Genomic DNA, 14,198 nt, shown 5'->3' with positions numbered 1-14,198 from the left:
CGCATGGCCGACGTGGCGGAGGAATTCGACTTCATCGTCACCGGGGCGGGCTCGGCGGGCGCCGTGGTCGCGGCCCGGCTCTCCGAGGATGGCCGGCACCGCGTGCTGCTGCTGGAGGCCGGGCCGCCCGACCGCAACCCCTGGATCCACATCCCCCTCGGCTTCGCCCGCACCTATGTGAACCCGAAGGTGAACTGGAAATTCGAGAGCGCGCCGCAGGCGCAGCTCGGTGGCCGGCGGATCTACGTCCCGCGCGGCAAGACGCTCGGCGGCACCAGCTCGATCAACGGCATGGTCTATATGCGCGGCCACCCGCGCGACTATGATGGCTGGCGGCAGCGGGGCTGCACCGGCTGGGACTGGGATTCGGTGCTGCCCTATTTCCGCAAGGCGGAGAACCAGGAGCGCGGCGCCTGCGAATTCCACGGCACGGGCGGCCCGCTCACCGTCTCCGACCAGGCGGAGCGCTCCGAGCTGGCCGAGGCGATGATCGCCGCCGCCGAGCAGGCCGGCATCCCGCGCAACCCGGATTTCAACGGCGCCCGGCAGGAGGGCGCCGGCTACTACCAGTGCACCACCGGCGGCCGCCGCCGCTTCAGCACCGCCCGCGCCTATCTGCGCCCCGCCCGCGGCCGGCCGAACCTCGTCATCCGCACGCTGTGCCAGGCGACACGGGTGCTGATCGAGCAGGGCCGGGCGCGCGGCATCGAGTACCAGTCGCCGGCCGGGCGACGCACGGCGCGGGCGCGGCGGGAGGTGATCGTCTCCGGCGGCGCCTATGGCTCGCCGCAGCTCCTGCAGCTCTCGGGCCTCGGCCCGGCGGAGCACCTGCTGGCCTTGGGCATCGCAGTGGTGCGCGACATGCCGGCGGTCGGCGCCAACCTGCACGACCATTTCGCGCTCTACATGCAGTGGCGCTGCACGCGGCCGATCACCTTCAACGACCTGGAGCGGAGCTGGCCGCGCAAGATCGCCGCGGCCATGCGCTACGGCCTCGGCCGCGGCGGGCCGATGGCGGTGAACGGCATCCGCGCCGGCCTCTTCACCCGCACCGATCCGCGGCTGGAGCGGCCGGACCTGCAGATCAACCTGCTGGAATGGAGCACGCTGGAGCGCTCCGGCACCCGCGTGGTGGCGCATCCCTTCCCCGGCTTCACCCTCGGCCCGGTGCATCTCTCGCCCGATGGCCGCGGCACGGTGCGGCTGGCGAGCCCCGATCCGCTGGCCGCGCCCGAGATCACCTTCGGCTTCCTCGGCTCGGACTACGACATGCGGGCGATGGTGGCCGGCGCCCGGCTCGCCCGCCGCCTGGCGCAGCAGCCCGCCCTCGCGCCCTATGTGGCGGAGGAGCTCTTCCCCGGCCCCGGCTACGCGAGCGAGGCCGATCTCGAGCGCTATGTCCGGGAGTCGGGCGTGACCAACCACCACCCGGCCGGGAGCTGCGCCATGGGCACCGGCAGCAACAGCGTGGTCGATCCGCGGCTGCGCGTGCACGGCATCGGCGGGCTGCGGGTGGCCGATGCCTCCATCATGCCGGCGGTGGTCGCCGGCAACACCAACGCGCCCTCGATCATGATCGGCGAGAAGGCGGCGGCGATGATCCTGGAGGATGCCGCCGCCTGATAGGGAGCGACGCTCAGCCGGGCATCGGCCGGATGCGCACGGGCACCGACTTGGCGGCCGGCACCTTGCTCCGCTCCGCATGGTGCCAAAGCGGGATCAGCGGGTTGCATTCCGGATAGTAGGCGGCGCAACAGCCCGGCGGGATGTCGTAGGCGGTGACGCGGAAGCCTTCCACGCGGCGGCGGATGCCATCCTCCACCGCCGTCTCCAGCGCCACCAGGGCGCCCTCGGCGAGCCCGCGGCGCGCCGCGTCCTCGCGGTGGAGGAGCAGCACCATGCGGCTGCCGCGCACGCCGCGGAAGCGGTCGTCATAGCCGTAGATCGTGGTGTTGAACTGGTCGTTGGAGCGCAGCGTGATGAGCTGCAGCACCTCCGGCGGGCGCAGGTCGATATCGGGGTCCTCGTCCAGCGCCGGCGGGGTCAGGAAGCCCGCCTTGCCGCTCTGCGTCTTCCAGACGCGCTGCCGGGCCGGCAGCGGCCGATGGAAGCCGCGCTCGCGGGCGATCCGGGCGTTGAAGTCGTGGAAGGCCTCGGGATAGGTCGCGGCGATCGCATCCCGCACCCGGGCATAGTCGCCGACCCATTCGTCCCAGGGGAGGCGCGGGTTGGGCGGCAGCGTCGCCTTGGCGATGCCGGCGATGATCGCCGGCTCCGAGCGCAGCCGCGGCCCGGCCGGCGCGACCCGGCCATGGCTCGGGTGGATCTTCGTCATCGTGTCCTCGCAGGTGACGAATTGCGGCCCGCTCGCCTGCTCGTCCCGCTCGATCCGGCCGAGGCAGGGCAGCAGGAAGGCGACCTCGCCGTTGAAGAGGTGCCCGCGGTTCAGCTTGGTCGCCACCTGGACGGTGAGGCGCAGCCGCGGCCAGGCGGCCTCCATGGCGGCGGTCTCCGGCACCGCGCGGAGGAAATTGCCGCCGAGGCCGAGGAAGGCCCGCACCCGGCCGGCGATGATGCCCTCGCAAGCCTCGACCGTGTTCATCCCGGTCTCGCGCGGCGGCGCGAAGCCGTATTGCGCCGCCAGCCGGTCGAGCGGCACCAGCGCCGGCTTCTCGGTGATGCCGACGGTGCGCTGGCCCTGCACGTTGGAATGGCCGCGCACCGGCAGCACGCCGGCGCCGGGCTTGCCGACATTGCCGCGCAGCAGCAGCAGGTTCACCAGCATCCGCACGTTCTCGACGCCCTTGCGGTGCTGCGTCAGCCCCATGCCGTAGAGACCGATCGCGGCGCGGGAGCGGGCATAGATCGCCGCCGTCTCGGCCAGCGCCGCGCGGGCGAGGCCGGAGCGCGCCTCGAGCTCCGGCCAGGGCGCCGCCCTGGCGGCGGCGGCGAAGGCCTCGAACCCCTCGGTGTGCTCGGCGACGAAGCCGTGGTCGATCCAGGCCGGCCGCCCGGCGGCGCGGGCGGCGGCGTCGCCCTCCAGCAGCGCCTTGCAGAGGCCGAGGATCGCCGCGGAATCGCCACCCGCCCGCACCTGGTGGTAGCGCGAGGCGATGCGGGTCTCGGCCCCCGTCAGCATCTCGCGCGGCGATTGCGGGTTGGTGAAGCGCTCCCAGCCACGCTCGCGCAGCGGGTTGAAGGTGAGGATGGGCACGCCGCGCCGCGCCGCCTCCTGCAGCGGGTGCAGCATGCGCGGGCTGTTGCTGCCGACATTCTGGCCGAAGGCGAGGATGCAGTCGGTCCTGGCGAAATCCTCGAGGGTGATGGTGCCGACCGGCGCCCCGATCGCCTCGGGCAGCCCGACCGAGGTGCTCTCGTGGCACATGTTCGAGCTGTCCGGCAGGTTGTTGTGGCCATAGAGCCTGGCGAAGAGCCCCCACATGTAGGAGGCCTCCAGCGAGGCGCGGCCGGAGGCGTAGAAGACGGTGCTGCGCGGGTCGAGCGCGCGCAGCTCCCGCCCGATCTCGCGGAAGGCCTCCTCCCACTGGACCGGCACCCAACGGTCCGCCGCGTGGTCGAGCCGCATCGGCTGCAGCAGCCGGCCCTCGGCCTCCAGCGCCTGGTCCGTCCAGCCGCGCAGCGCGGCGATGGTGTGGCCGGCGAAGAAGGCGCGCGGCACGCGCTTGCGGGTGATCTCCCAGGCCGTCGCCTTGGCGCCGTTCTCGCAGTATTCGAAGGCGCGGGGCTCGGCCGGCTTGGCCCAGGAGCAGGAGACGCAGGAATAGCCCGCCGGCTTGTTCTGCCGCAGCAGCACCGCGTTGCCGCTGGCCAGGCGATGCTCCTCGAGCAGCCGCTCCTCGACCGAGCGCAGCGAGCCCCAGCCGCCCGCTGGCCCGGAATAGGGCGCGATCCTTGCCTTGTCCGTCATGTCGGGATCCTGCTGTCCCGGTGGATGGCGCCGGGAGAAGGGGTCAGATCGGCACGTCGCCGGCGTTGCGGGGTTCCAGCATCGGGCAGCCGCCATGGGCGGCGCGGAAGCCGGCGGACATCTCATAGGCCGGCCGGCGCGCCCGGTTGATCGCGCCGAGCGGCCGGTGCGCCGCCAGCCCGTGCCAGGGGCTGAACGCCATGCCGAGATCGACGGCGCGCGAGCGCGCCGCGTCCCAGGCGGGTTGCGGCGGCACGGTGATGCGCGCCACCGGCTGGTAGGGGCAGGCCTCCTCCGGCCATGGCACCGAGGGGTCCTCGATCGGCATGGTCTCGCGGTCGGTGCGGAGCTGCACGCGCAGCTCCCAGCAGCCCTCCTCGGCCTCGAAGTGGCGCGCCACCTCCTCGCGCAGCGCATCGGGCCGACCGGCGACCTCGATCGGCTTGCCGGCCAGGGCCCGCAGCCTCGGCGAGACCGGCGCGACCGAGAATTTCGCCGTGTAGGGGCCGTAGAGGAAGGGCGTCTGGCTGTAGAAGGTCTCGCCGAGGATATGCGTGTTGGGATGGCCGCCGAGCTGGGTGAGCAGGGCGCTCTTGCCGCCCACCGCCTCGATCGCCGCCTCGGTGCCGCGCAGCAGGGCGGAGAGCAGCTTCTTGGCCCCTGGCGCCCGGTCCGTGGTCCTGGCCAGCAGCCTGGCATTGCCGAGGAACTGCTTCGCCGTCGCGGCCGCGAAGGCCGGGCTGTTGACCAGGACGAAATCCTGCGTCGCCTGCCCCTCCGCGCCGGGCAGGCGCTCGCCCTCCACCCCCACCACCTTCACGGCGAGGCCGCGCGGGACGGAGACGCTGTCATCCAGCAGGTCGCCGGGATTGGTCGAGAAGCGCAGCACGACGGGGTAGGTGCCGGGCCGGGCGAAGAGCCCCTGCGCCAGGGTTCCGGGCAGGCCGTCCGGCACGGTCATCTCGCCCCTGAGCAGCCCATGGCTCTTCGCGTGCACGCTGCGGACGGGGGTGCCGTAATCGGCGAAGGTGGTCTCGGCGATGCCGCGCATGGTCTCGACCAGCGCCCCGGTGGTCTTCGCCTCCTCCGGCTCGGGATGCTCGTCGGCGGGGTCGTGGCGGAGCGGCATGGGGCAGGTGGCCTGCGGCATCGAGGGCCTTTCGCGGCAGGAGGGGCGCGGCGGGGACTGGCGGATGGCCGGGTGACAACGTGCCGGCGGGACGGCTGTTGCCGCGCCGGGCGCACACGGTCTCGCGTCACCGCCGCCGCTGGCGCACTCTGCCGCGACGCGCGGGATGCGCGGGGGAGGATGCATGCTCAGTCTGGCGGAGAAGGTGGTGTTCCTGACCGGCTGCGGCTCGGTCGGGCCCGGCTGGGGCAACGGCAAGTCGATCGCCGTGCTCTTCGCGCGGCAGGGGGCGCGGATCTTCGGCGTCGACCTGAACGAGGCGGCGGCGCGGGAGACCCAGGCGATCATCGAGGGCGAGGGCGGGTGCTGCGCCATCGCCAGCGGCGACGTCACCGACGAGCGCCAGGTGGAGGCGCTGGTCGCCGCCTGCCTCGCGCGCTTCGGGCGCATCGACATCCTGGTCAACAATGTCGGCAAGTCCGAGCCTGCCACGGCCGGCGAGATGGAGGTGGGGCTCTGGGACCGGCAGATGGCGGTGAACCTGCGCAGCGCCTTCCTCTGCTGCCGGGCGGTGCTGCCGGTGATGGAGCGGCAGGGGAAGGGCGCGGTGGTCAGCATCGCCTCCACCGCCGGCATCCGCTACACCGGCAAGCCGCAGGCGGCCTATTGCGCCGCCAAGGCCGGGCTGATCCATTTCAGCAAGACCACCGCCATCACCTATGCGCCGCGCGGCATCCGGCTGAACTGCGTGCTGCCCGGGCTGATGCACACGCCCCTGGTGACGAAGCTGGCGGAGGAGTTCGCCGGCGGCGACCTGGAGGGCTTCATCGCCAAGCGCAACGGGCAGGTGCCGATCGGCCATATGGGCGAGGGCTGGGACGTGGCGCATGCCGCGCTCTTCCTCGCCTCGGACGAGGCCAAGTACATCACCGGCACCGAGCTGGTGGTGGATGGCGGCCTGACCGCGGCGACGCGCTGAGGCCCGGCGCGCCGGCGGCGGGCGCGCGGTCCGCGGCGACAGCGGCGCGCGCCCCGCCTATCCTCGCCGCCCCGGTAGAGCCCGGGCCGCAGGGAGGAGACCGCATGCCGATCGAGACGTCCAACCCGCCCACGGTGCACAAGCCCGGCAGCTATGCCCATGCCGTGCTGGTGCGCGACGCGACCCGCCGCCTCGTCATCTCCGGCCAGGTCGGCACCGCGCCGGACGTCCGCATCGCCGAGGACGGCGAGGCGCAGATCGACCAGGCCCTGGCCAATCTCGGCGCCATCCTGGCGGCGCATGGCATGACGCCGGCCAATCTCGTGAAGATGACGGTGTTCCTGACCGATCCGGCGCTGATCGCCCCCTGGCGCGAGAGGCGGGGGGCCTGGATGGGCGAGCACCGCTCCGCCAGCACCCTGCTCATCGTCGCCGGCCTGGCGGACCCGCGCTTCCTGGTCGAGGTGGAGGCCGAGGCGGCGGCGTGACGCCGGGCGCGCCCGCCGCCGGGGCCGCTCGCCTCAGCCCACGGCTTCGGCGCGGCGGGCGGTGACCAGCGCCAGGAATTCGCGCCGCGTCGCCGCATCCTCGCGGAAGGCGCCGAGCATGCGGCTGGTCACCATGGTGGTGCCGGGCTGGTGGACGCCGCGCGTCGCCATGCACTGGTGCGAGGCCTCGATCACCACCGCGACGCCGCGCGGCCGCAGCACCTCGTCGATGCAATTGGCCACCTGCGCCGTCAGCTTCTCCTGGATCTGCAGCCGCTTGGCATAGATCTCCAGCACCCGCGCCAGCTTGCTGATGCCGACCACCCGGCCGGCCGGCAGATAGGCGATGTGCGCGCGGCCGATGATCGGCACCAGGTGGTGCTCGCAATGGCTCTCGACGCGGATGTCGCGCAGCACGACCATCTCGTCATAGCCCTCCGTCTCCTCGAAGGAGCGGGCCAGCACCTCGACCGGGTCGAGGTCGTAGCCGGCGAAGAACTCGCCATAGGCGCGGGCGACGCGGGCGGGGGTATCGGCCAGCCCCTCGCGCCCGGGGTCGTCGCCGGCCCAGCGCAGCAGGGTGCGCACCGCGGCCTCCGCCTCCGCCCGGCTCGGGCGCCCCTCCGGCGAGGTCTCGGCGGGGGCGATGCCGGCAGGGCGCGGGACATGGATGTTCACGGATGCGGATCCTCGGCTCGTCTCGGATGTCGCCGGCGCGGACCATCGGCCGGCGCGCCGGGCGCTTCGCTGCGAAGGTGGGTCGATCCGTGGATCGGTGCAACCGGCGCGGCGGAACCCGGGCTGCGGACAGCGCCGCCCCTCGGGACGGCGGCGGCGAGGATAGGCAAGCGCGCGCCCCGGCACAGCCCGCCGGCCCCTGCACCCTCCGCAGCCCAGCCCTGCTCCCGCCGGCCGTCACGTCTCGGTTGGCGCCCCGCCCGCCGGGATGCCTCGGGGGCGATGGAGGGCCGCACCGGCGGCGGCCCCGGCCGATATGGCCCCGGCCGATGTGGCAATGGGGCCTATCCCCCGGCGCGGCGCACCAGCAGCAGGCCGAGCTGCGCCCCGAGCGCCCCGGCCAGCATCCAGGCGCCGGTGGCGATGCCGGCGCCGCCCTCCGTCACCCCGGCGAGCACCGTGGCCAGCGCCCCGGCCCCCATCTGCAGGGCGCCGATCAACCCCGAGGCGGTGCCGGCCAGCATCGGCCGCACGCTGACCGCGGCGGCGATGGCGCTCGGCTGGGTCATGCCGTTGCCGAGCGCGACCAGCACCATGGGCAGGAAGAAGGAGAGGAGGGTCGGCGTCGCCAGCAAGGGCAGCGCGAGCGCCACCAGGCCGCCGGCGGTGGTGACCAGCGTGCCGATCCGCAGCATCCGTGCCGTGCCGAGCCGCGACACCAGCCGGGCCGCGGTGAAGGTGCCGCTGCTCCAACCCAGCGAGACCAGCATCATCGCCAGCGCGTAGCTGGTCGGGACATGGCCGAGCCCCTGCACCACCACCATCGGGCCGCCGGCGGCGAAGGAGAAGAACATCGAGGTGGCGCAGGCGGTGATGGCGCAGTAGCCGCGGAAGGCCGGGATGCGCAGGAGCTGGATATAGGCGCCGAGCATCCCGCCGAGCCCCGGCAGCGGCGCCGGCCGGGTCAGCGTCTCCGGCAGCCGCGCCCGCACCGCCAGCAGCAGCGGCAGGCCGAAGAGCAGGCAGGCCAGCATGGTGGCGCGCCAGCCGAGATACTGGTGCAGCAGGCTGCCGATGATGGGCGAGAGCATCGGCGCCACCGCCATGGCGGTGCTGACATAGCCGAGCACCACCGCCGCCCGCTCGCGCGGATAGCTGTCGCGGATCATGGCGCGGCCGAGGACGAGGCCGGCGCAGCCGCCCACCGCCTGGGCGATGCGCGCGGCGATCAGCCAGCCGGCGGTGGGGGCCAGCGCTGCGGCGACGCTGCCGGCGAGGTAGAGCACCAGCCCGCCGAGCAGGAGCGGCTTGCGCCCGTAGCGGTCCGAGAGCGGGCCATAGACGAGCTGCGCCAGGGCGACGCCGACGAGGTAGAGCGTCAGGGTGAGCTGGATGGTCGCATAGGGCACGGCGAGCGCCGTTGCCAGCATCGGCAGGCTCGGGATGAGGATCTGCATGGTGAAGGGGCCGAGGCCCGTCATCGCCACGAGGAGGAGGGTGGAGGGCTTCGGCCCGGCCGCCGTCGCGGCCTGGGGTGGGGCGAGGGGAGATTCGCCGTCCGGTAGGTCGCGCGGATTCACCCCGCCATCCTAGAGCGTGATCGCGCGAGGTGAAATCACCGAAAGGCGGGAATCACGCGATCAAACAAGGGGCTGGAGCCGGTCGCGGACGGGCGCGAAGGCCCGCAGGCGTGAAGCGGCCCTGCGGCCGGGGATCCCTGGCGGCGCGCCTGCGAAACGGGAGCAGGCCGCCCTGGATCGGCCTGCGGCCCCGAAGGCGATCCGCCGCGGGCGGCCGCCGCCTCTTCAGCATTGCTTCAGCGGCATCTGCGATGTGGGGACCCAGCCGATGGCAAGGAGCGGACCCCGATGCAGCAGACTGGCCTTCACGTGCTTTCCCGGCGGCGTTCCCTGGCGGTGCCGTTGCTCGGCGCCCTCGGCTGCCTCTCGGCGCTCGTGGCCGGCCTCGCCGCCTGGGGGCTCGCGGCCGATCTCGGCACGCTGCGCCGGGCCGACCACGCGGTCGCGGTCGCCGAGGCGGCGCGGCATGCCTTCGCCACCCTGGAGGACCATCGCGTGGAGCGGGGCCCGATCCGCGTCGCGCTGCACGCCGCGGCGCCGGCCGAGCCCGGCTTCCTCGCCCGCATGGCGCAGCAGCGCGAGCAGGCGGGGGCCGGCCTCGAGGCGGTCATCCGGGCCTGCGAGGCCGGCCTGCCCTGCGGCGCGCCGGGGGCAGCCGGCCGGCTGGCCGCCGCCCACCTGGCGCTGGCAGAGGCGCGCCGCGCCGCCGATGCGGCGCTGCGCCAGGCCGAGGCGGCGCGGCCCGCGGGGGCGGCGGAAGCCTGGACCCGCGCCGCCGGCGCCATGATCGATCAGCTCGAGGCGGTGACCGCCGCCCTCACCGACGGGCTGCGTGCCGGCAGCGCGCTCGGTGCGCGGCTGGCGCAGGTGAAGGACGCCGCCTATGTGGCGCGGGATGGCGCCGGCTTCGAGCGCGACGACCTCATCGCCGCGATGGCCGCCGGCCAGATCACGCCCGAGATGCGCCTCCGCATGGCGGCGTTGCGGTCCCGCGTCGAGACCGCCTGGGCCATCGCCCTGGCCGCGGCCGGCCGCGACGCGCCGCCGGTTCTCCAGGCTGCCGTCGCGGCGGCGCAATCCGCCTATTTCGAGCGCTTCGTCGTCCTTCGCGCGGCGGTGGAACGGGCGGTGGAGGAGGGGAAGGCGCCGCCCGCCACGCCCGCCGAGGTCAATGCGACGATCAATGCCGCGACCGGCCGGCTGGTGGCTGTGGCGATCGCCGCCTTCGAGGCCGCCGCCACGCAGGCGCATGCGGATGCGCAGGCGGCCGAGCGCGCCCTCCTCGCCCGTGCCGCGGTGGCGCTCGCCGCCCTCCTCATCGGCCTGGCTGCGGCGGCGATGGTGCGGCGGCGCGTCACCCGCCCGCTCGTCGCCATCGCCGGGGCCATGCGGCGCCTCGCCGCGGGCGAGGCGGCCGACCTGCCGCCGGGCCGCGGCCGGCGCGACGAGATCGGGATCATGGCCGAGGCGCTCGAGGTCTTTCGTGAGCAGGGCGAGGCGAAGCGGCGCCTGGAGGCCGCGGCCGCGGCGGAACGGGCGGCGCGGGATCGCCGCCATCAGGCGCTGGAGCGCCACACCCAGGCCTTCGGCGCCTCGGTCGCCGGCGTGATGGGCTCGCTCGGCACGGCGGCGGCGGCGATGCGCGGCGCGGCGGATGCCATGGCGCAGGCGGTCGAGCGGACGCGGGAGGATGCCTCCAGCAGCGCCGAGGGGGCGGATGAGAATGCACGCAACCTCGGCGCGGTGGCGGCGGCGACCGAGGAGCTGACCGCGAGCGTCGGCGAGATCGCGCGCCAGGTGGCGCAGGCGGCCGGCGCGGCGCAGGAGGCGGTCGGCCGCGCCCAGGCGACGGATGCGACGGTGCGGGGCCTGTCGGAGGCGGCGCAGCGGATCGGGGATGTGGTGCGGCTGATCGGCGACATCGCGGGGCAGACGAACCTGCTGGCGCTGAACGCGACGATCGAGGCGGCGCGGGCGGGGGAGGCGGGGAAGGGCTTCGCGGTGGTGGCGAGCGAGGTGAAGACGCTGGCGAGCCAGACGGCGCGGGCGACGGAGGAGATCGCGGCGCAGATCGCCGCCATCCAGGGTGCGACCGGCGAGGCGGTGGGCGCGGTGCGCGCGATGGACGAGTCGATCCGGCGCATGGATGAGGTGGCGTCCGCCATCGCCGCGGCGGTGGAGGAGCAGGGCGTGGCGACGCGCGAGATCGCGGCCAGCGTGCAGAAGGTGGCCGGGCAGAACGACGCCGCGACCGAGCGCATGCGCGAGCTTGCCCTGGTGGCGGACGGGGCCGGCGAGGCCAGCCGCTCGGTGCTGGCGACCGCGGCCGAGGTGACGCAGGCCTCCGGCCGGCTGCAGGCGGAGATCGACCTCTTCCTGTCCGCCATGCGGGCGGAGGAGGCGGCCACCGAGGGGGCGGCCCGACTCGCCGCCTGATCCTGCCGGGCCTGGCCGGGGCGGCCTGCCCTCGGCCGCTGGCGCGAATGCGACTGGCGGGCGGGGGTGAGTTCCTATTATGTTCCGGCACATGACCGCCAATGCGACGGCAGCCGAAACCCTGGCCGCGATGGGGGCCTTCGTCACCCGGACCCTGGCCGAGCATCCGGACCGGGGGCTCTCCCCCATCGCGCTCGTCGCCACCCTGCGCGATGTCGAGCGGGTGGAGGGGGACCTGCTCGAAGGGGCCGCGGTCGAGCTCGGGCGGCGGCTGGCGCGGCTGCACGGCCTGCCGGCGCCCGGCTTCCCCTGCGACTTCCATCTCGATTTCCGCGCGGCGGGCGACCGCGACCTGGCCCTGCACGCGCTGCGCCAGGCGCAGCGGCTGCAGGCCCTGGCCCGGCCGCACCCCTCGCGCGAGGCGCTGTTCCTGTTGCTCGGCGCCGCCCGGCTGCTGGCCGCCGACCCGCTGATCCGCCCGCCGCGCCCCGTCCTGGCGCTGCCCTGACCGGCGAAGCCTCCCGCCGCGGCCTGGGCCGGTGCGACGCCGCGGCGGGAGGAGGCTAGACCACGATCCGCTCTCCCGGATTCGCGGACCATGGTCCAGCGCGTTGTTTGGTTGTGTGATTCACACCCTATGCGTCCACCTCAGGCGCTCACGCCCTCATCCGGCAGCAGGCTCTGGCGCTGCGTCGCAACCGCCTCCAGCGCCGCCCAGTCGGCCCGCATCGGCAGCATCTCGCAGCGCGACCAGGCCGGGTTCTGGTCGGCGTAATGCGGGCTCGCGGGATGCCCGGAGGCGCCGAGGAAGACGCACCAGCGGCTGTTCTCGAAGGCCCCGACATCGAAGGCGTAGCGCGCGATGGCGCCATAGGCGGCGCGCGGGCCGAGCGGCGCCACCAACCCGTTCGCCTGCACCGTGTCGCCATCGCCGCCGACCGGCAGGGAGGGCGGGTCGAGCAGCGCCGCCGCCTCCGGGAACAGCGGCGAGAGCGGGTGCTGGAAGCGCGGCTGGTGCAGCGCGCCCCAGGGCTCGGCCGGCGGCGCGGCGGCCACCTCGGCCAGCGCCGCGCCCAGCAGCGCCGCCCAGCTCTCGCCGCGCAACAGGCTGGCGTCATCCGCCCGCAGCAGCGCCGGCAGCGCCCACCAGAGCTGGGTGAGCGGGGCCACGCCCGGCGGCGGCGAGAGCCAGTCCTGCCCGGCCAGGCCGGCGAGGCCGCTCGCCGCGCCCAGCCGCCGCACCAAGGCGAGGCGCAACGCGATGTAGCGCGCCGCCGCCACCGACTCGGCCGTCATCCGCCCGTCCCAGGCGAGCAATTCCTGGCGCAGCGCCTCGGCCTCCGGCGCCAGCCCGGCGAGCCGCGCCAGATGGCCCTGCATCTCCCGCGCCGGGGCGGAGAGCGTGTCGGCATGGATGCGGGCGGCGCCCTCGATGCCGCGCAGCGCCGGATCGGCCAGCAGCTCGGTGACCCGGCGGGAGCGATAGGGCGGGTGGCAATCGGTGCAGAGATAATCCGGGTGGCTGTCCGGCACCGGCCGGTTGTTGGCCGTCGCCAGCAGCCCGGGCGCCGGGTCGATCAGGCGCGGCATCGCCTCGTGCGGGATCCAGCCCTGCCATTCATGGTCGCCGGTCCAGCCCGGCACCGGCAGCCAGCCATTCTCCCGCCCGCGCCGCGGCACCCGCGCCCGCAGCAGCCAGCCGGTCCGGCCGGCGGTGTCGGCGGCCAGCAGGTTGTGGTCGATCAGCCCCCAGCCGCGCGTCGCCTCGAACAGCGCCTCGACGCTGCGGGCGCGCAGCATGCGCGGCAGGCAATCGAAGGAGAGGTCGGTCTCGGCGAATTGCACGCTCCTCAGCGCCAGCGCCGTGCCACGCGCCGGATCGCCGCAGATCACCGGGCCATGGCGGGTGACGACCACCTCGATCTCGCGCGGCGCCTCGCCGCGGATGGCGATGCTCTCGCGGCGCCGCTCCACCGGCTCCCAGGCCCCGCGGAACAGCGCATGCCGCGCGCCGTCGTCGAAGCGTTCCAGGTAGAGGTCGTGGATATCGGCGAAGGTGTGGGTGACGCACCAGGCGACGCCGCCATTCTGCGCGAAATGCGGGAAGCCCGGCACGCCCGGCACGGTCAGGCCGATGGCGTCGAATTCCGGGCAGGCGACATGGCCCTGGGCATACATGCCCGGCACCTCGAAGACCCGGTGCGGATCGCCCGCCAGCACCGGCCGTCCCGTCCCGCTCAGCGCGCCGGCGACCACCCAATTGTTGCTGCCGCCGCCGGTGCCGTCCGGCGCCGCCGCCGCCAGCAGCGCCGCCGCGGCGGGGGCGAGCTCGGCGAGGCTGGCGCGCCAGCGCTCCGCCTCCGCCCCGGCCGGGGCGATCACCAGATCGCCGCCGCCATCGTCGTAGCGCAGCAGCGTCACCGCCTCGCCCGCGACGGGCAGGGCGGCGGCGCGCCAGAGCTTGAACCAGACCGAGCCCATCAGCAGGCCGAGCCGGCGCATCACCGCCAGGCAGTGCCAGTCCTCCCAGGGCTCCGGCGCCGCCTCGAGCAGCGCGTATTCCACCGGCCGCGGCGCGCCGGAGGCGAGGAAGGCGTTCACCCCGGCGGCATAGGCCGCGAGCATGGCCCGCGCCTCGGCGCCGAGCGCCGCGACGTCGCGCCGGCAGGCCGCCTCCATGCCGAGGCGGCGCGCCAGCGCATCGGCGGCGAAACCGGCGGGGCCGAGCCATTCCGCCGAGCGCCCGAGGGCACGGCGGCGGTTCAGCTCCATCTGGAACAGCCGGTCCTGCGCATGCACGAAGCCCTGGGCGAGGAAGGCATCCGCCGCGCTTTCGGCCCGCAGATGCGGCACGCCCTCGGCATCGCGGAGAAGGGTGACCGGGCCGGCGAGGCCGGGGAGGCGCAGCCTGCCCCCGAGCGGCGGGATCGCCTGTTCCGCCGCCGCGCGCCAATCCTGCTTCGCCATGCCGCCCTCCGCC

Annotated in this window: 10 protein-coding genes; 5 read left to right on the top strand and 5 right to left on the bottom strand. The window is 74.7% G+C overall.

Features of this window, described 5'->3' with window-relative positions:
- The first annotated feature begins 3 nt into the window (after positions 1 to 3).
- Positions 4 to 1,623 carry a GMC family oxidoreductase gene (locus DOO78_RS11920; protein ID WP_111469986.1) on the top strand — a complete coding sequence of 540 codons (1,620 nt, stop codon included), beginning with the start codon at positions 4 to 6 and terminating at the stop codon, positions 1,621 to 1,623.
- 13 nt (positions 1,624 to 1,636) lie between these two features.
- Here DOO78_RS11920 and DOO78_RS11915 read toward each other — a convergent pair whose 3' ends face one another.
- The gene (locus DOO78_RS11915) at positions 1,637 to 3,928 is read right to left on the bottom strand and encodes an FdhF/YdeP family oxidoreductase (protein ID WP_111469985.1); all 2,292 of its coding nucleotides are present in this window, start codon (positions 3,926 to 3,928) and stop codon (positions 1,637 to 1,639) included.
- Positions 3,929 to 3,971: 43 nt separating this feature from the next.
- The gene (locus DOO78_RS11910) at positions 3,972 to 5,057 is read right to left on the bottom strand and encodes a catalase family protein (protein ID WP_111470123.1); all 1,086 of its coding nucleotides are present in this window, start codon (positions 5,055 to 5,057) and stop codon (positions 3,972 to 3,974) included.
- 184 nt (positions 5,058 to 5,241) lie between these two features.
- Here DOO78_RS11910 and DOO78_RS11905 point away from each other — a divergent pair, with 184 nt between their 5' ends.
- Both DOO78_RS11905 and DOO78_RS11900 read left to right on the top strand, forming a co-directional pair.
- Positions 5,242 to 6,036: an SDR family NAD(P)-dependent oxidoreductase gene (locus tag DOO78_RS11905; RefSeq protein ID WP_111469984.1), complete on the top strand. Its 795-nt coding sequence runs from the start codon at positions 5,242 to 5,244 to the stop codon at positions 6,034 to 6,036.
- 104 nt (positions 6,037 to 6,140) lie between these two features.
- Entirely contained in the window at positions 6,141 to 6,524 is a 384-nt protein-coding gene (locus tag DOO78_RS11900; RefSeq protein ID WP_111469983.1) for a RidA family protein, read from the top strand.
- Positions 6,525 to 6,557: 33 nt separating this feature from the next.
- Here the strand turns inward: DOO78_RS11900 and folE are convergent, their stop codons facing one another.
- Both folE and DOO78_RS11890 read right to left on the bottom strand, forming a co-directional pair.
- Positions 6,558 to 7,196, bottom strand: a complete 639-nt coding sequence (gene folE / locus DOO78_RS11895; protein WP_111470122.1) for a GTP cyclohydrolase I FolE — start codon at positions 7,194 to 7,196, stop codon at positions 6,558 to 6,560.
- Positions 7,197 to 7,546: 350 nt separating this feature from the next.
- Positions 7,547 to 8,782 carry a multidrug effflux MFS transporter gene (locus DOO78_RS11890; RefSeq protein WP_111469982.1) on the bottom strand — a complete coding sequence of 412 codons (1,236 nt, stop codon included), beginning with the start codon at positions 8,780 to 8,782 and terminating at the stop codon, positions 7,547 to 7,549.
- 288 nt (positions 8,783 to 9,070) lie between these two features.
- Here DOO78_RS11890 and DOO78_RS11885 point away from each other — a divergent pair, with 288 nt between their 5' ends.
- Both DOO78_RS11885 and DOO78_RS11880 read left to right on the top strand, forming a co-directional pair.
- Entirely contained in the window at positions 9,071 to 11,218 is a 2,148-nt protein-coding gene (locus DOO78_RS11885) for a methyl-accepting chemotaxis protein (RefSeq protein WP_128080043.1), read from the top strand.
- Positions 11,219 to 11,309: 91 nt separating this feature from the next.
- Entirely contained in the window at positions 11,310 to 11,726 is a 417-nt protein-coding gene (locus DOO78_RS11880; RefSeq protein ID WP_128080042.1) for a hypothetical protein, read from the top strand.
- A gap of 140 nt (positions 11,727 to 11,866) precedes the next feature.
- Here DOO78_RS11880 and DOO78_RS11875 read toward each other — a convergent pair whose 3' ends face one another.
- Positions 11,867 to 14,185: a penicillin acylase family protein gene (locus DOO78_RS11875; protein ID WP_111469979.1), complete on the bottom strand. Its 2,319-nt coding sequence runs from the start codon at positions 14,183 to 14,185 to the stop codon at positions 11,867 to 11,869.
- Positions 14,186 to 14,198 lie beyond the last annotated feature (13 nt).

It is taken from the genome of Roseicella frigidaeris, assembly GCF_003258945.1.
In the GTDB taxonomy this organism is placed as follows: Bacteria; Pseudomonadota; Alphaproteobacteria; order Acetobacterales; family Acetobacteraceae; genus Paracraurococcus; species Paracraurococcus frigidaeris.
Note: the sequence above shows the minus strand (reverse complement) of the source record. Positions and strands in the feature narration are given on the sequence as shown.